The 17,043-nt window shown below is 60.2% G+C and carries 18 protein-coding genes and 1 tRNA gene; 9 read left to right on the top strand and 10 right to left on the bottom strand.

Annotated elements, in window-relative coordinates; genetic code table 11:
- The first annotated feature begins 98 nt into the window (after positions 1-98).
- Positions 99-1,526 (top strand): NAD(P)/FAD-dependent oxidoreductase, encoded by a 1,428-nt coding sequence (locus tag CS903_RS06835; protein WP_099332812.1) that lies wholly within the window; start codon positions 99-101, stop codon positions 1,524-1,526.
- A gap of 84 nt (positions 1,527-1,610) precedes the next feature.
- On the opposite strand, the gene CS903_RS06830 is transcribed toward CS903_RS06835, so the two are convergent.
- Together CS903_RS06830 and CS903_RS06825 are read right to left on the bottom strand one after the other, a co-directional pair.
- On the bottom strand, positions 1,611-1,784 hold the full coding sequence (locus CS903_RS06830) for an antitoxin (RefSeq protein WP_099332811.1): 174 nt from the start codon (positions 1,782-1,784) through the stop codon (positions 1,611-1,613).
- Positions 1,785-1,886: 102 nt separating this feature from the next.
- Complete coding sequence (locus CS903_RS06825) at positions 1,887-2,342, bottom strand: hypothetical protein (protein ID WP_099332810.1); 456 nt, start codon at positions 2,340-2,342, stop codon at positions 1,887-1,889.
- 180 nt (positions 2,343-2,522) lie between these two features.
- Here CS903_RS06825 and CS903_RS06820 point away from each other — a divergent pair, with 180 nt between their 5' ends.
- The 4 genes from CS903_RS06820 to CS903_RS06805 all read left to right on the top strand — a co-directional run bounded on the left by CS903_RS06820 (position 2,523) and on the right by CS903_RS06805 (position 5,700).
- The gene (locus tag CS903_RS06820; RefSeq protein ID WP_099332809.1) at positions 2,523-3,599 is read left to right on the top strand and encodes an NAD(P)-dependent alcohol dehydrogenase; all 1,077 of its coding nucleotides are present in this window, start codon (positions 2,523-2,525) and stop codon (positions 3,597-3,599) included.
- Between the two features lie 100 nt (positions 3,600-3,699).
- On the top strand, positions 3,700-4,074 hold the full coding sequence (locus CS903_RS06815; protein ID WP_207203778.1) for a rhodanese-like domain-containing protein: 375 nt from the start codon (positions 3,700-3,702) through the stop codon (positions 4,072-4,074).
- A 95-nt stretch (positions 4,075-4,169) separates the two neighbouring features.
- A complete protein-coding gene (locus CS903_RS06810; RefSeq protein WP_099332808.1) occupies positions 4,170-4,694 on the top strand; it encodes a peptidylprolyl isomerase in 525 nt (174 codons plus the stop codon).
- Positions 4,695-4,815: 121 nt separating this feature from the next.
- Entirely contained in the window at positions 4,816-5,700 is an 885-nt protein-coding gene (locus CS903_RS06805) for a rhomboid family intramembrane serine protease (protein WP_099332807.1), read from the top strand.
- Between the two features lie 124 nt (positions 5,701-5,824).
- Here the strand turns inward: CS903_RS06805 and CS903_RS06800 are convergent, their stop codons facing one another.
- Complete coding sequence (locus CS903_RS06800; RefSeq protein WP_099332806.1) at positions 5,825-6,091, bottom strand: cell division protein CrgA; 267 nt, start codon at positions 6,089-6,091, stop codon at positions 5,825-5,827.
- A 136-nt stretch (positions 6,092-6,227) separates the two neighbouring features.
- On the opposite strand from CS903_RS06800, the gene CS903_RS06795 reads away from it, so the two are divergent.
- Genes CS903_RS06795 through CS903_RS09390 form a run of 3 tightly spaced genes read left to right on the top strand, consistent with a single transcriptional unit; the run spans position 6,228 to position 7,951 of the window.
- A complete protein-coding gene (locus tag CS903_RS06795; RefSeq protein ID WP_099332805.1) occupies positions 6,228-6,959 on the top strand; it encodes a DUF881 domain-containing protein in 732 nt (243 codons plus the stop codon).
- A gap of 1 nt (position 6,960) precedes the next feature.
- Positions 6,961-7,788 (top strand): class E sortase, encoded by an 828-nt coding sequence (locus CS903_RS06790; RefSeq protein WP_242491786.1) that lies wholly within the window; start codon positions 6,961-6,963, stop codon positions 7,786-7,788.
- 10 nt (positions 7,789-7,798) lie between these two features.
- A complete protein-coding gene (locus CS903_RS09390; protein WP_164996706.1) occupies positions 7,799-7,951 on the top strand; it encodes a hypothetical protein in 153 nt (50 codons plus the stop codon).
- A 22-nt stretch (positions 7,952-7,973) separates the two neighbouring features.
- Here CS903_RS09390 and pknB read toward each other — a convergent pair whose 3' ends face one another.
- From pknB to CS903_RS06755, 7 genes are read right to left on the bottom strand one after another with little or no spacing between them, the layout of a single operon-like run.
- Positions 7,974-9,827 (bottom strand): Stk1 family PASTA domain-containing Ser/Thr kinase, encoded by a 1,854-nt coding sequence (gene pknB / locus CS903_RS06785; protein ID WP_099332804.1) that lies wholly within the window; start codon positions 9,825-9,827, stop codon positions 7,974-7,976.
- Entirely contained in the window at positions 9,800-11,134 is a 1,335-nt protein-coding gene (locus CS903_RS06780; RefSeq protein WP_099332803.1) for a serine/threonine-protein kinase, read from the bottom strand. Before CS903_RS06780 ends, pknB begins: the two co-directional genes overlap by 28 nt.
- Positions 11,131-12,582 carry a peptidoglycan D,D-transpeptidase FtsI family protein gene (locus CS903_RS06775; RefSeq protein ID WP_099332802.1) on the bottom strand — a complete coding sequence of 484 codons (1,452 nt, stop codon included), beginning with the start codon at positions 12,580-12,582 and terminating at the stop codon, positions 11,131-11,133. Before CS903_RS06775 ends, CS903_RS06780 begins: the two co-directional genes overlap by 4 nt.
- The gene (locus tag CS903_RS06770; RefSeq protein ID WP_099332893.1) at positions 12,579-13,994 is read right to left on the bottom strand and encodes an FtsW/RodA/SpoVE family cell cycle protein; all 1,416 of its coding nucleotides are present in this window, start codon (positions 13,992-13,994) and stop codon (positions 12,579-12,581) included. Before CS903_RS06770 ends, CS903_RS06775 begins: the two co-directional genes overlap by 4 nt.
- Entirely contained in the window at positions 13,994-15,280 is a 1,287-nt protein-coding gene (locus CS903_RS06765; protein WP_099332801.1) for a PP2C family protein-serine/threonine phosphatase, read from the bottom strand. Before CS903_RS06765 ends, CS903_RS06770 begins: the two co-directional genes overlap by 1 nt.
- A complete protein-coding gene (locus CS903_RS06760) occupies positions 15,280-15,765 on the bottom strand; it encodes an FHA domain-containing protein FhaB/FipA (protein WP_099332800.1) in 486 nt (161 codons plus the stop codon). The genes CS903_RS06765 and CS903_RS06760 overlap by 1 nt, the downstream gene beginning before the upstream one ends.
- 6 nt (positions 15,766-15,771) lie before the next feature.
- Positions 15,772-16,482, bottom strand: a complete 711-nt coding sequence (locus CS903_RS06755; RefSeq protein ID WP_099332799.1) for an FHA domain-containing protein — start codon at positions 16,480-16,482, stop codon at positions 15,772-15,774.
- Between the two features lie 246 nt (positions 16,483-16,728).
- On the opposite strand from CS903_RS06755, the gene CS903_RS06750 reads away from it, so the two are divergent.
- Positions 16,729-16,812: transfer RNA gene (locus tag CS903_RS06750), tRNA-Leu, on the top strand.
- Positions 16,813-17,043 lie beyond the last annotated feature (231 nt).

The raw sequence follows: 17,043 nt of genomic DNA, 5'->3' as shown, positions 1-17,043 counted from the left end.
TGAGTCTTCTGCCGGAAGGTGACCCATAGGAATCACGTCGTTGAATCAGTAGCCTAGCTTTTGAGTTCGCAGGTAGCGACACAAGTTTAGGAGGGGTTGTGGCCAAGCACCGTGTTGTGATCATAGGTTCGGGATTCGGAGGGTTGTTCTCCGCGCGATATCTGGCTAAGTCAGACGTTCAGGTGACGCTGATTTCCAAGGTCAGCCACCACCTTTTCCAACCCCTGTTGTACCAGGTTGCAACCGGTATCCTCTCCCAGGGTGAGATTGCGCCAGCAACGAGAGAGATCCTGAAACGGCAGCGAAATGCCCAGGTCAACCTGGGTACCGTCGAGGATATCGATCCTGACAAGAAGGTCGTGTACTGGCGAAACTACGGGCGGCAGAAAGTGACCCCCTACGACACCTTGATTATCGCCGCTGGCGTGGGTCAGTCGTATTTTGGGAACGATCATTTCTCAACCTTTGCCCCGGGAATGAAAACGATCGATGATGCCCTTGAGCTTCGTGCTCGGATTTTTGCTGCCTTTGAGCAGGCCGAGGTTGAGGAGGATCCCGAGAAGGTCAAGCAACTGTTGACTTTCGTTGTAGTTGGGGCGGGCCCGACCGGCGTGGAAATGGCAGGTCAGATCCGGGAGCTGGCGGTTCACACCCTGAAGCGCGAGTTCCGCAACATCAACCCCAGTGACACCCGTGTCCTCCTGGTTGAGGGCGGTCCGCAGCCCCTTCCGACGTTCGGTAAGGAACTGGGGCAGAAGACCGTTGAAGCCCTGGACCAGCTGGGGGTGGAGTTCCGGGGCAACACCCTTGTGGTCGACATCGATGCAGACTCTGTGACGATGAAGAACAAGGTGGGCAACACCGAGGTTCTACCCAGTACCTGCAAGGTGTGGGCAGCAGGCGTGCAGGGGCCAGCCCTGGCAAAGGTCCTGGCTGAACGTACGGGGGTGGAACTGGATCGGGTCGGCCGCGTTAGGGTCAAGCCGGACCTGACTGTTGAGGGATACCGGGACATTTTCGTTATCGGCGACATGATGAGCATTGAAGGTGTTCCCGGTGTAGCCCAGGGGGCAATCCAGGCTGCCAGGTTCACCACCGACGTGGTCAAGGCGCGGCTTGCTGGCATCTCCCCACGCCGCACAACGTTCGGCTACCGGGACCGAGGTTCGATGGCGACGATTGCCCGGTCGGAAGCGGTTGCCAGTGTCGGGGACGTCCAGATGGACGGTTTCCCGGCCTGGGTGGCTTGGCTGGGGCTGCACATCTTCTACATCACGGGGTTCAAGTCGCGGGTGTCGACTCTGTTCCACTGGGGTGTCTCTTTTGCCTCCCAGGCCCGGGCCGAACGTACGACCACCAACCAGCAGCTCGTCGGACGACTTGCTATCGCCGAACTGGGGCGTGGTGGTTCGACGCGACTGATCGAGGGCGATACCCCGCAGGAGGTCTTCGCAGATGCGCAGACTGACCTTGAACGTCAGATCGAAGACGGTATCGCAGAGGGGATTAGGCGTGAGGGCGCCTAGCCGGAGACGATAGAAGTGCCCCACCCTGGTTCATTCCAATGGTGGGGCACTTCCTGTTAAGACCTGTGGTTGTGAAGCCGGCTCTTACTCTGTGCCGATCTTCTTATCCGCTGCTTCACGAGCTGCGTCAACCTTCTCGTCAAACTTTCCGCCGGTGACCTTCTTAGCTACATCGGCGGCCTTATCGAGGAGGTCATCGGACTTCTTCTCGTCCTTCAAGAAGCCTTCGACCTTGTTCTTGATTTCATCGAGCCCCATATGCTCCCCTTCCTTTCGGTTGTGTGACGTCAATCACTGTAGCGAACCGAGAGGCTGAGGAACAGGGTTTTAGTGAAATCAGCTTCTCTTCAGGGAAGTTGCTTACTTATCTTCCGCGGGGCCCTCAGAAAGGGCTTCTTCGATGGCCTCGACAATGGCTTCATCCAACTCAGCGTCAACGTCTTCGACCACGATGCCCTCGGGACCCTCTTCATCCTTGAGGTCAACCCAGTACTCTTCGGCCCAGGGGTCTTCTACCGGACGTGAGCGACGCCAGAGAAGGTAGGCGACACCACCTGCACCGGCCGCTGCCAGGGTCCAGCCAAAGGCACGGCGCGGGCAGTGCTTCTTCTTGCCCTTCGCATGCTCCTCAAGTGAGGTCAGGGCGGCTTCACCGTGTGCCTCGAGGTCGCTGAGCTTGCTCTTGGTGACCTCTATGGTCTTCTGTGCTGCGGGGACACCCACCTCAATCGCCTTTTCAGTGAGGGTCCCTGCGACCTCAGACGCAGCAGAAATGACCTCGGAAGCCCTGTCCTTGAGCTCTTCAATATCGCGCATAGTTGCCTCGCTTCTATAGACCTTGTTTACCAACCTCTAAATTAGTCTGCCCTACCACCCAGCGCTACCGGAATGGGCCTATCCCGGGGAAATAGACCCTATTGGGAGCGTTCACACCGCGGTAACATGGCGTTGCAAGACCTGATTCAGCGCTGCGCTAAAAACAACAAAGGAGTTGCAATGCCCCAGGTACGCGCATTCGCCTGCGATGACACATCTTCCCAGTTCCACCCCCATACCGTAGAGATTCGAGAGCCCGGGCCCACAGAGGTTTTCTTTGACGTGAAGTACGCCGGCATTTGCCATTCGGATATCCACACCGCCCGGGGTGAGTGGGGTCCGGCCAAGTACCCGCTTGTTCCAGGCCATGAGTTGGCGGGCGTCGTTGCCGCAGTCGGTGACCAGGTAACGAAGTTCAAAATTGGTGACCACATCGGTGTCGGCTGCATGACCGGCTCATGCATTTCAGATCCCAGTGTTGCCGAGGACGAAGTGTGTGAGCAGTGCCGCGAGGGTCATGAAAACTTCTGCACGGGCACTGGAACCACCTGGACCTACGGTGATGACCGTGAGGGAAACCCGACTTCGGGTGGTTACGCCCAGGGTTTCACGGTGGATGAGAAGTTTGGACTCCACATCCCCGAAAGCATCCCTCTGGTAGATGCCGCTCCACTTCTCTGTGCAGGCATCACCACCTACTCGCCACTGAAGAGGTGGGGAGCGGGTCCGGGTAAGAAGGTAGCCGTGGTCGGCATGGGCGGCCTCGGACACATGGGTGTGCAGTTGGCGGCTGCCATGGGTGCGGATGTCTCGGTGATTTCTCAGACCCGCTCAAAGGAAGAGGACGCCAGGAAGCTTGGCGCTCACCACTTCTACGCTTCCGGTGAGGAGGGAACGCTGAAGTCGTTGCGTGACACCTTCGACATCATTCTCTGCACGGTCTCGGCCTCGGACTTTGATTACAACAGCTACTTCCGAGCCCTGAAGGCGTTTGGTGTCTTTATCAACGTGGGCCTGCCTGAGCACAACGCGAAGATCGACCTCAACGCCCTGATAACCGGGGATAAAGTTCTTGCCGGTTCCAACATCGGAGGGATCCTGATTACCCAGGAAATGCTCGACTTCTGTGCGGAGCACGGCATCGCCTCGGTCGTCGAGGTGATCAGTGGTGACGACATCACCCAGGCCTATGACGATGTGGTGGACTCTAAGGTTCGTTACCGTTACGTCATCGACACGGCAACCTTCAACGAGTAGGGCAGTTTGATCCGGTAGATCGCGAAGTGTGAGGCAGTCGAGAGTGATCTCGACTCCCTCACACTTGGGTTCGCCTGGATACCCCCGCTAGTATTGAGAAATGAAAAAATTGATTGCACGTTTCATGGTTACCGCCGCCCTCGTTGGCGGGGCGGTCGGAATGGCAGGCTGCACGGGTGGGTCGCAGCCCGTTGAGGTCTCTGAGGATGCCGTGATTATCGATGTCCGCACCCCTGAGGAGTACGCGGAGGGACACCTGGAGGGCGCCGTCCTCATGGATCTGAACAGTGGTGACTTTGCTCAGACGATGCCCACGCTTGATCCAGAGGGTGAATACCTGGTCTACTGCCGTTCTGGAAATCGTTCTGGTCAGGCAGTATCCCTTATGAAAGACGCTGGCTTCACGAACGTAACCGACCTCGGTTCCTTCAAATCAGCCTCCAAGACCACCGGTATTCCACTCGTTACTGACTAGCGGGTGAGCGCACGACGCCTTCGGGTGCGTAGACTTACGCCTTCGGGTGCGTAGACTTATAGGAACCTTCATCCACCGAGGAGACAGAGGAACACATGCAGACTGCAGTTATCCACACCAGCATGGGCAATATTCGACTTGAGCTCTACCCGGCCCAGGCCCCCAACACGGTCAAGAACTTTGTGGGTCTTGCAACCGGTGAGAAGGAGTGGACCGATGGCGCCACGGGTAAGAAGACTTCCCGCCCCCTCTACGATGGCACTATCTTCCACCGTGTTATCCCCAACTTCATGATCCAAGGCGGCGACCCAGAGGGCACCGGAATGGGTGGCCCTGGCTACCAGTTCAACGATGAGATCTCACCGGAACTGACCTTCTCGGAGCCCTACCTGCTTGCCATGGCAAATGCCGGCAAGCGCTTCGGTAAGGGCACCAACGGTTCGCAGTTCTTCATCACCGTGGCGGCCACCCCGTGGCTTAACGGCAAGCACACCATCTTCGGCAAGGTTGTGGATGAGGACTCGAAGGCTCTCGTAGACGCAATTTCTAATGTCGCAACTGGTGCCCAGGACCGTCCGGTGACCCCGGTCGTCATTGAGCACATTGAGATTGACGGCTGATCAGGCGGTTCGCTTAGAGCGGCAATTAGCTAGCAGCATTGAGTAGCGGGTCGAAGAGCAAATCTTCGACCCGCTACGCTATTGCCAACCGTTCAGGTAGACAAGAAACCATAGGTAGGTCATGACTGAGATCCCTCGATTCGGCCAGAGGTCGACGACACCGAGCCCGGAGATATGCCCCCGACATCCCGGTCGTCCCGCGGTGGCCTACTGTAAGCGCTGTAATCGACCCGCCTGCGGTGACTGCGCCATTCAGACCGAGGTCGGCTCCATCTGCGTCGACTGTGCGACTAAGCAGAAGCGGCCCCCCTTGACCTCAAGAATCATGGGTGGTCAGCTGTCCGGAGCGCCGGTTACCCTTGCTCTGATCATCATCAACGTGGTTATGTTTGTTGCCCAGAAGATCTTCCCGGCAGTCTTCCAGCAGCTGGCTATGTCTCCGGCGGCCGGCTACTTCGAACCGTGGCGCCTGCTCTCCACAGCCTTCCTCCACGCGGGAATCTGGCACATCCTCTTCAATATGCTGATGCTGTTCCTGCTTGGGTCTGCGGTTGAGAGGGCAGTGGGGCACTGGAAGTTCACGGCGATCTATATCTTCAGCGCCCTGGTTGGTTCGCTGGCGGTTATCGGCTGGGTCTTCGTCACCCCTGCAACCCTGACGCAGGCGACTATCGGGGCGTCCGGAGCAATCTACGGTCTGTTCGGAGCAGTCTTTATCGCCCAGAGAAGGTCAGGAATGCCCACCAGCGGCATCGTCACACTGCTGGTCATCAACCTGGTCTACGGCTTCATCATGCCGAATGTCTCCTGGCAGGCTCACGTGGGTGGCTTCCTTGGGGGTCTTCTGTCCACAGCCGTCTACCTGTGGGTGATGGACAGGACGCGCAGGGACTCAAAGAGTCGGCGAACGGTTCTAGAGGTGGTAGCAACAGTCGGCCTTGCGCTGCTGATTGCTGGGGCAACCTGGGGAACCTACGCGATTTTGATCCCACGGTTCATCGGCTAGGTCCACGCCACTCCCGTACGGGGAGCCTATTTACACGGATGTAGTTATCCCCACCTGTGTACACAGGTGGGGATAACTTTTGCTCAGCTTGTGGATAACCGCAGAATGCTCTGGGCTTCGATTCCTAACGCCACTTCAGCGTCATGAAGAACCCGGAGAGCATAATGACAATCCCGATGACCAGGTTCCCCCAGCCAATGCCGGGGATCGGGTACAGGGTTCCCGAGAAGTAGTAGACCACCAGCCAGACCAGGCCAATGATCAGCAGGGTGATGAAGGTGGGTGCCCACCAGGATGGGCTGAGGGGAATACCCTTGGTCCAGCTGTCGGGGACGTCCTCTTCTTCAATCTTGATCCGACGGTTATCGTCGCGTTTCTTTGCTTCTGCCACGTTTCCTCCGTAAGTGCGGCTATCACGGCCCACTTTCGGACCCTTCCCATAGAATAGTGGCCACATTAGATTTGGACCAAGCGGCAAGCCCATCCACAGCTCAATCCCACTGAAGACGTCGGGGAAAGGTAGCGATATGGAGGACACAGAGGTGTCTGTGGTTTCCCCCGCCCAACGACGCGCCCTCTCCGCCCTCGCCATCTTCTGTGTCACGGCGGCAATCGGAGTCCTCTTCGGAATCTCGGCCTCAAATGCGAGGGCGAGGGGCTGGACTGATGAGATGAACCTGGCCGGCCTCGTCAAAGACCAGCAGAGAATGGTTACGGAAATACAGGACGAGGTCGAGGCGCTGCAGGTCGACCAGGATGTGCTGCTGAATGCTCTTCTTCCCGACAGTGAAGAAACCACCTACCAGAGCTGGCTTCGCAGCGAGATCGTCGGCCCCGGTTTGACCGTGAGCCTTGATGACGCCCCGGTTGACTTCCAACTGGACGACAACACCAATGTCAACGTTGCGGTCGTCCACCAGCAGGACGTCGATGCGGTGATGAACGCGCTCTGGAGGGGTGGGGCAGAAGCACTTTCGGTTCAGGGCATCCGCATTACCGCCACGACACCGGTACGCTGTGTTGGCAACGTGATCCTGGTAGGATCCAAGTCATTCGCACCGCCCTACAGGATCACGGCCATTGGGGATACCGAGGGGATGACTGCGGCTTTGGACAACGATCCATCGGTTAGTCTCTACCGAGAGGACGCAGCCCGCTACCAGCTGGGTTGGAGTGTCCAGACCAGCGACAACCTGACGATACCCGCGACAGTTGAGTTCACCCCGCTTAAGTTCGTCACACCAACGGAAGGTACCTAGAGTGCCAGAGGCCATCAACCAGGACCTAGCCGCCAGCCCGTACCCCTCGCGCGCGTCGCGACCCCCGGCCCCCGTTAAGGCAAAGCGCAAGGTTTCCATCATCCGGGAGACGGTCGGGGTCATCGGCGAACTGCTAATAACCATCGGTATTTTCCTTGCCCTCTTCATTGTCTGGCAGCTGTGGTGGACATCGTTCAAGCTCGAGGGCGCAGTCCACTCCGAGATCGCCACGTTCCAAGAGATGTTCCCCTCGTCCCCGACCACCACCGAGGACAGTGAGTACACAGACATTCAGCGGACGGATGACCCCCCACCCGTCGGGGATGTCCCCCTCGATGAGATCTATGCTCTGCTGCATGTACCCCGCTGGGACTACAAGGTGATGCCGGTGGCTGAGGGAACAACCACCTACGTCCTCGACAATGGTTGGGCCGGGCACTACCCGGAAACCCAGCAGGCGGGCGAGATCGGGAACTTCGCGCTTGCGGCACACCGGCGCACCTACATGAACAACTTCCGCCGCATTGACACGCTTGAGGACGGGGACCCGATCGTGGTTGAGACCGAGGAGGCCTACCTGGTCTACGAGGTCTACGGCCGGGAGATTGTCGATCCCTCAGCCACACGCGTGGTTCTTCCGGTTCCAAACGAACCTGGGGTAGTCCCCACCAAACGGATCATGACCATGACGACCTGCCACCCTGAGTTCGGCAACTCAGAGCGCTTTATTGTCTGGAGCGAGATGAAGTACTGGGTACCCAAGTCAGAGGGTAAGCCGATGGTTCTTGACCCGAGGAACCCGGCCAACGCCGGTCAGACTGGAGAATGAGGTAAGCAGAATGTACCGATCGATCTTCCGTCTTTTGCCGGGTCCGGTGTGGCTCAAGTGGATCTGGTCCCTGCTGCTTATTGCCGGGGCGGTCTACCTGCTGTTTGAGTACGTCTACCCGTGGGTCAACACCACATACTTCGACACCACGGTCGATGTGTGACCGTGGTGCCGAGTTCGGGTAACTAGCCGTTGTTCCCGGAGTTTCCGGGATTCCCTCCCGTGGCCGGATCAGCCCCTGACTGAGGGGGCTCCGGGGTCGGGGGTGGTCCGCTGGAGACGACCAGGAAGATAGTCTGGCCCTGCGGCACAACCCCTGTCGGGGTCATGCTGATGACAGCACCCTCTGGGATTGAGTCACTTTGCTCATAGGTGATGCTGGGAATGCCCTTCAGGGCCTCAATACGGCTGACAGCATCGGCCAGCGCCATGCCGACGGTGCTCGGCATCTCCACGTTTCCAGAGGAGACCGTCAGGTTGATCTGCGCCCCCTTCGGCTCGGTCGTCCCGGCTGCCGGGCTGGAGCGAATCACCGTGTCCTTGGGGAACTCGGGATCATTGGCGCTGGAAACATTGGCGACCTTGAACCCTTCGGCCTCAAGTGCGGCGGTCGCCTGCTCAAGGGTCATGCCGCGGGTCTCAGGAACCGGAGCTGTCGAGGCGCCCCCGGACAGTCGGACGAGGACGGTTGTACCGACCTCAACCTCACGGCCCGACTCGGGGTTGGTGGCTGCAACATTGCCCTCGGGAACATCGGTGTCCATCACCGGGTTATCACTGTCCAGGCTGAAGATCAGTCCCCGTTCCTCAAGGGCCAGTTTCGCCTCGGCCTGGGTGCTCCCGACCACGTTCGGAACCTCCACCACCTCAACCTCGGGGGTGCTGTTCGAGTTCAGCATGACGTAGATGACCGTTCCGACCATTGCTGCCGCCAGGGCAACCAGGAGCCAGACGAAAATCGCCATGCCGCGCTTCTTCTTGGGGGGCTGGCCCTGGGTGGGAATGGTACCCGTTGAGGTCGAGGGGGGTATGGTCCCAGTCCTAGTCGGCCCCATGTACTGCATTGTCTGGGTGGCTGCGCTGGGTCTGGCTGTGGCGGCTCCCATCTGCTGGGTGACTGCCGTCTGACTCATCGTCGCCCCGGCTGCAAAGGCGCCTAGCGGTGGGGCCTGAATCGGCAGTCCCTTTGAGGCGCGAACCAGGTCCGCTTCCATCGCAGATGCGCTGGCGTAGCGGTCCCCGGGCTCCTTAGCGAGGGCCTTCATGACCACACGGTCGATCTCGGTGGGGATATCGCTCGCGATAGATGAGGGAAGCGGTGGGGGCTCAGAGACGTGCTGGTAGGCAAGCGACACGGCCGAGTCACCGTTGAACGGGGCCTGCCCCGTCAGGAGCTCAAAAAGGAGACAACCGGCGGAGTAGATGTCCGAGCGCTCATCAACGGTCTCTCCGCGAGCCTGTTCGGGAGAAAGGTACTGGGCGGTTCCAATCACGGCGTTCGTCTGGGTCATCGTTGCCTGTGAGTCCGCCATTGCCCGAGCAATGCCAAAGTCCATGACCTTGACCTTGCCGCTGTTCGTCAGCATGACGTTGCCGGGCTTGATGTCGCGGTGGACAAGTCCGGCGTTGTGGGCGTACTGCAGGGCGTTGAGGACGCCACTGGTAATCTCCACCGCCTCCGGGATCGGTACGGGAGTTGCATCGCCAAGCAACTCCTTGACGGTGTGTCCCTCGACGTACTCCATGACGATGTAGGGAACCGAAATGGTCTTCCCATCGGCGCCTCGAACAGGTTCATCCCCGGTGTCGTACACGGCAACGATGTTCGGGTGGTTCAGAGAGGCCGAAGCCTGCGCCTCCCGTCGGAACCTCGTCTGGAACACGGCGTCACGCGCGAGGTCGACACGAAGCATTTTGATGGCCACCAACCTCGAGAGGCGGGTATCGCGTCCCAGGTGGACCTGAGCCATTCCACCGCGCCCGATTAGGGAGCGGATCTCATATCTGCCCCCTAAAAGGTGGGAATCGGTGTCAGCCATGGTTCGACCTCCAGGTTGATGGATATGGGCGTCACGGTCCAGGGAGAACCGTGTGCAGTGGATTGGGGACTGTCACGCAGCATCGCGATGATGATGAGAACGATCGTAAGTACGACCAGTCCGATTATGACCAGTAGACCCGGGTCTAGTGCTGGCTTTGAGGCTTTTTGTGCACTAGACCGCTTGGCAAAGGTAGGGGGTTTTGATGTCACTGGGGTCGATGGCACCACCGGTTTCCAGTGGCTGACCTTGGCCGTGCCCGCGCGTGCATTGGCAATGGAGGGGCGGACCGGATTCAGGTTGGGTCGCGGTGCCCGGGTGGCGCGTTGTTCGGCTGGCCGTCCGGTGGGGTGGACCGGAACATGACTGCGTTCGCTGCGCTTGGGTAGGGGAGTGACCTTTTCGGGCTGGACCCTCAGGGGAACCGGGGCTGTGGACATGCCTAGCTGATCTGCGACCTGGCTCAGCATGCGCACCAGGGCGGTCCCAGAGGAGGGGCGGTCCTCAGGCTCCTTCTCAAGAAGGGTGTAGACGACCTCGGCGAGGGGGCGTGGCACATCATCCGGCAGGGCGGGCACGTCCTCGTTCACGTGCGCCATCGCAATCTCCACCACCGACTTGCCCGTGAAGGGGCGGTAGCCAGCCAGAGCCTCGTAGGCAATGACCCCGAGGGAGTAGAGGTCACCGGAGTGTGTTGCCACCGATCCCATCGCCTGTTCGGGTGCCAGGTACTGCGCGGTTCCCATCACCATTCCGATGGCGGTCAGATTGGCCTGTCCGTCGGTGTAGGAGATTCCAAAGTCGGTCAGCTTTACCATTCCGTCGGAGCGGATCATGATATTGGCCGGCTTGATATCCCGGTGAATGATTCCCGCCTGGGCGGCTCCGTCGAGGGCGAAGGCGGTCTGGCTGAGGATGGGGATTAGTTCCGCCGCCGTGAGGCGTTTGCCGTCACCGACGAAATCCGTCAGGGGGTCGCCCTGAACTAACTCCATGACGATCCAGCCCTGGCCGTTGCTTTCACCCGAATCCAGCACCGCTGCAATATTGGGGTGGTGGGCGGTCATGGCGTTCTTGGCTTCAATCCGCAGGCGTGACAGTGAGATTTCTTCACCGGTCAGTTCCGGGCGCAGCACCTTGGCGGCCACCAGGGTACCGGTGAGGGTGTCACGGGCCCGCCACACCTCACCCATGCCACCGGTGGCAATCCGGTTGATCAGGTTGTAGCGACCCTGCAGCTGCTGGCCGGCCCGAAGGGGGGCCGAGTCATGCCGGGAAGAACCCGGTGTTACGGGAGTGTTCGTCATCGCAGACCCACCTCAAGAAGGACGCGTGACATCGGGGCGGCAACCGCTCCGCCGTGCGCGATGGGACGTTCCTCGGTCCCCTCTACGATCACCGCAACCACCAGCTGCGGGTCATCCGCGGGGGCGTAGGCAACAGTCCAGGCGTTCGCCCGGGTCCCATCGCCGACCTCGGCTGTGCCGGTCTTGGCGGCCACCTGGATGCCGGGAAGTGCCGCGGACTGGGCCGTACCGTAGGGCTCGTTGACGGTAGCGACCATCATCTGACCAATCTCCGAGGCAATCTCTTTGCTGATCGGGTTGGCAAAGGTCCGGGCTGAGGTCGTGGAGCGAACCTTATTGTCGGCATCCACAATGGACTCCACCAGGTAGGGGTACATCATTTCACCGCCGTTGGCGATAGCCTGGGCTACCATCGCCATCTGCATCGGTGTGGTCTGAACTTCGAACTGCCCGATGGAGCTCATGGCTGTCTGAGCCGCATCCATATCGGTGGGGAAGGTTGAGGGAGTCACCGTGAGAGGAATGTTCAGGGTCTGACCAAAGCCAAATCGCTCGGCCATCTTGGCGAGGGCGTCCGGCGCCAGCTTCTGGGATTCGATGATGAACGCGGTATTACAGGAGCGGGCAAACGCCTCGGTGAAGGTCGGGTGACCATTCCCGCACTCCGACTGGTCGATGTTGGAAACGGTGGTGTCCGTGTTGGGTAGGACAGTGGAGACCGGGGCCTCAACCTCTGTGTTGGGGGAGATTCCAGCTTCGAGCATGGCCGCCGCAGTGATGATCTTGAAAGTTGATCCCGGGGCGTAACGGTTTCCCGCAATCGCACGGTTGTCGAGGGGACGGGCCGGATCCGCCTCTAGCTCTTTGGCGGCCTCCGCGGCGACGGAGGTGTCCAGTGAGGCCAGCGGGTTGGGATCGTAGGTGGGGGATGAGTAGAGGGCACGAACCGCGGATGTCTTGGCGTCGAGGACGACCACGGCGCCCGGGTTATCACCCAGCAGTTCGGCTGCGGCAGCCTGGATGTTGGGGTCGATCGTAGTGACAACACCCCCACCCTGGCGGGGCTGGCCGGCAATCAATGCGCGAATCCGCTGCCAGAATAGAACATTGCCCGCCCCCTCAAGCACGGAGTTCTCAGCTGCCTCAAGGCCCGTGGCAGAGAGGTTGACAGCCGAGAAGTAGCCGGTGATGGGGGTGTAAAGCTTCCCATCGGGGTAGACACGCTGGTAGTTGGATGAGTTCTCAACCTGCTCGGAAAGTGCCACCGGGGACCCGCCGACGATAATCGGGCCGCGGTCCTTGGAGGCGGCTTCGAGATAGCGGCGCGCGTTACGAGAGTCGGCGACCAGGTCCGGAGCCTGCACGAACTGCACCCAGGTCACGGAGATACCGAGGAGGGCGAAGAGGCCGAGGACAACCAGAAAAATGCGACGGATCTGTGGGTTCACGGCTTCACCTGCGGAATGGGTGCGGTGATAGGTCCTGGTTCATCACGCTTGGCGTCTCCGACGAACCATGGGGTCGGTTTCGGACCGGGTCGGCGGGCACTGTCAGAGATGCGTAGCAAGAGGCCAACCATGATCCACGAGGACAGCAGAGAAGAGCCACCCTGGGCCAGGAATGGAGCAGTGAGACCCGTCAGTGGGATCAGACGGGTGATTCCACCGAGGACGACGAAGACCTGGATGGCAAACGAGAAGGAGAGTCCGACAGCGAGGAGCTTGCCGAAGCCGTCCCGTGCGCCGAGAGCCGCGCGAATGCCGCGCTCAACGAGAAGCAGGTAGAGGAGGAGGATTGCGGCCAAGCCCACCAAACCCAACTCTTCAGCCAGTGAGGAAAGAATAAAGTCCGACTGTGCCAGCGGCACCAACTGGGGGTAGCCGCGACCCCAACCCGTGCCGAGCAGCCCACCGGTAGCCATTCCAAACAGGCCCTGAACCACCTGGTATGAACCGCCGGTGGCCTCATAGACGGCGGGGTCGAGGGCGTTGAGCCAGACCGTGAACCGGTTCTGTACGTGAGGGAAGGCCTTGATCGCCAGGAGGGCCGCCGGAATGAACAGCAGGGCCCCAATTACCAGCCAGGAGACCCGGTTGGTTGCGACGTAGAGCATGGCGACGAAGAGGCCGAAGAAGAGCAGTGAGGTGCCGAGGTCCTTCTGCAGCACCAGGATGGCAACGCCGAGCAGCCACACCACCAGGATTGGTCCGAGGTCTCGTAGGCGTGGCATTCGCATGCCGAGAAACTTGGGGCCCCCGACGGATAGCTTGTCGCGGTTGGTAACCAGGTAGCCGGCAAAGAAGATAGCCAGGGTGACTTTGACAAACTCTGCGGGTTGGAAGGTGAAGCCAAAGAGGTTGGCCCACACCTTGGAACCAAAGTTCTCTACCCCGATACCAGGAATGACCGGTAGCAGAAGCAGGACGAAAGAGATCACCATGAATGTGTAGGTGTACTTGGCCAGGGACCTGTGGTTGCGCACCACGATCAGCACCGCGGCCATGAGTATCACGCCCAGCATGGCAAAGATACCCTGACGTGGACCGGTGGTGGCTAACTCCATCCGTTCGAATGAGAGGTCAAGGCGGTAGATCATTGCGATCCCCAGCCCGGTCAGGGTCACCGCAATCGGCAGGATAACGGGGTCCGCGTAGGGCGCGGTCAGTCGAACTACGACCTCGGCAAAGACCGCGCTGCCCACAAACAGCGCCATGATCAGGGTCAGGTGAGCGGGAGCCGCGCCCGTCTTGTTGACGGCCGCGAGGACAAGGCCCAGCAGACCGATCCCCACCGCCAGGATGAGGAGGCCGATACGACTAATGCCGAGGGGACGCCCCCCGGAAACCTGCACGGTCGCCATCATTCACCCCCGGACATCGCGGGGGTTTTCTGGGCCCCGCTCTGGGGTTCTAGCAGAGCCAGGTTCGGCACCTTCACGGTTCTTGCGCTCAGGGACATACGTTCGCGAACTTCGCTCAGATAGGCATCAATCTCTTCGAGGGAGCCGCGAACCACCGGGTCCTCGAGGCGAATCCGGTCCGCCTCGGAAAGGCCGTCGATGGGCAGGTCGGTAACCTCGATGGGCCTGGAGAACTCCCATGACAGCACCCGCTGGGGAATCCCCTGGAAGATGACGACGCTACCGCTTTCTTGCATTACGTAGTACTGCTGTTGGGACCAGCGCCAGAGCAGGCCGGTTCCTAGCGCAACTGCCGCCAGGACGAGAACAAGAAGGCTTAGACCCAGCCAGCGACGGCGGTGGTGCAGAGTGGGTTCCTCATCTTCCTCGGAGGTGACCCTCTCAGAGGGTGAGTTGAGGGCGGCGGCCCTGCCTGCAGCTCCGGCTGTCCCCATGGAAGGGGCGTGGCGGTCGATGGCAGCGGCTCCGACAATGATGGGTGGTTCGGCCGGCGTCGTGGCCGAGTCCTCAACATCCGCGACAATGCAGGTGACGTTATCGGGTCCACCACCAAGAAGTGCCAGTTCAACCAGTTTTTCACAGCACGTATCAGGTTCGTCGTACTCGACGAGGACGTCACGGATCGTCTCTTCGGAGACCACCCCCGACAGGCCGTCGGAACACAGGAGCCAGCGGTCCCCGAGGACGGCCTCGCGAATCGTTTCGTCAACATCGACCTCACCGGGGGCGTCCCCCAGGACACGCATGATGTAGTTGCGTTTCGGGTGGGTCTCGGCCTCTTCCTTGGTGATCTGTCCCGTGTCGATGAGGTACTGGACGAAGGAGTGGTCGGTGGTGATCTGGGTGAGAATGCCGTCGCGCAACAGGTAGGCGCGGGAGTCGCCGATGTGAGCCATGGCGAGCTTGTTCCCGGAACGGAGGATCGCCGTGCAGGTTGTTCCTAGGCCCCGGAGTTTGCTGTCGTTTTGGGACCGCTCAACGAGTTCGTTATGGGCGGCCTGGATGGCCTGGTCCAGGTTCTCCAGAAGGGTGTTGGCTGTTCCGGAAGCCTCGTCGAGGACGGCCAGGTGCGCCACCACGACGGATGAGGCAATGTCACCGCCGGCTGCCCCACCCATTCCGTCGGCCAGAACCAGGAGGCGCGGCCCAGCGTAGGCCGAATCCTGGTTGTTGGTCCTGAGGAGACCAACGTCACTGCGTGCGGCAAAAACGAACTCAGTTGCCATTAGCTCACCAGTTCAAATGAGGTTTGCCCGATGCGGGCAGAAACCCCCGTGGTGAGGATGATGGGCTGGAAGACACGCTCGTCCTCAACAAATGTCCCATTGGTGGAACCGAGGTCGATGAGGGTCCACTCTCCGTCCAGCTGGCGAAGTTCGGCGTGCCGGGTCGAGACGTAGGGGTCGTCCAGAACCAGGGTTGATGAGGGCGAACGACCGATGGTGATGGGTGCTGTGCCGAGGGGGATCAGGGTTCCGGTCAGGGGACCGTCGGTGATCATAAGCTTGCTGGGCTGGCGGGAAAGGGCTGCTTTGCGCTCTTTCTTCGCACTTTTCTTCTTATCTTCGGACGCGGCGCGACCGCTTCCGCGACGTGTTACGACGGTGCCGTATATGTCGCTGCGTAGCGTGGCAACCACCCCAAAGACCATTATCCACAGGAGGACGAGGAACCCGATGCGGAAAACGGTGAAGGCTAGGTCAGTGGTCACTTGGGTTTACTCTTCCGGGTGGGTCCAGAACAGGATGCGCGTTCGTCCGATAGTGATCTGGTTGCCGTCGAGTAGGGTTGCGGCCTCAACCCGGTGGCCCTCAACAAAGGTGCCGTTGGTGGAACCGAGGTCAGTGAGGATGACACCCTGCGGGGTAATGCGGAACTCAACGTGGCGGCGCGACACACCGGAGTCATCAACCTGGATGTCAGCGGTGGAGGAACGTCCGATCACGGTCACCTCCTCGGTCAGCAGCCACTTCTCACCATCCACATCGATGATGGGGTGCGAGGGCGAGGGGGCTGCGCCGGTAGCCGGAGCCACGCTGCCACGGCGAACCTCTGCGACGATCTCAAGCATTCCCGTCGACTCTTCGTCGGCGCCCTCAAAATCAACCGAAACGGGTCCGGCGAGGACGTAGTGCTGGTCATCGGCGTACTGGGTGGCGTCCCGCTCCAGCTCTTCAGCTATCGCTTCGAGGCCGTCCTGCTGCAGGGCTTCAAGGTCGGTGTTCGCCACACGGACCAGGAAGATGTTCGGAGCAACCGGGTTTGCAGCGGCGGTCACCGCCCCCTCCGGCACCTCAGTCTGATCGTCCATGACTCGGTGAAGAGCCGAGGAGATGTCGACTGGCTTCAATCCGGAGCGGAACACCTTCGAAAAGACGCTGTTCACGCCCTTTTCGACGGCGTTCTCAAAACGGTCAAAGATACCCACACCATTTCCTCTGCGTTTGCACATGGGTTCGATTCACCCACAGTGGATATTACATTCTATGTCCACGGTCATTGCCGTAACTAGCAACAGCCAGCGATTACGGGGATCTTTCGGGGCATTTCCTGGCCCTGAGTGTGGCTGACGCGACGTTTCCGGGGCTCGATTCAGTTTGACTACCTCCCCCGCCAACTCTGTATAGTTACCTAGTCGTCAAATAGTTCAACTTGCTTGGCTCTTGGTGACAGCGCGCGAGTGGCGGAATAGGCAGACGCGCACGGTTCAGGTCCGTGTGCCCGAAAGGGCGTGGGGGTTCAACTCCCCCTTCGCGCACAGCAAACCCAGGTCTCAGGACCTGGGTTTTCGTGTTTCTGGGCGGCAGTCGCGCGTGCGGGTGCTCAGGACCCCAGATGTCCTATAAGCCAGATGTCTTCCGTGGGTTAATGGCCAGAACGTGGTGTTTTAGCCGGGCGTGTCGTTAGGGTTGCCATCTTCCTGCCCAGCCTTTTCGTGTCCAGAGTCCGTCTTCGGGGCTGGTTTGGGTGTCCCATTGTTGGGGTCCGG

The organism is Actinomyces minihominis (genome assembly GCF_900187855.1).
Classification (GTDB): domain Bacteria; phylum Actinomycetota; class Actinomycetes; order Actinomycetales; family Actinomycetaceae; genus Scrofimicrobium; species Scrofimicrobium minihominis.
Note: the sequence above shows the minus strand (reverse complement) of the source record. Positions and strands in the feature narration are given on the sequence as shown.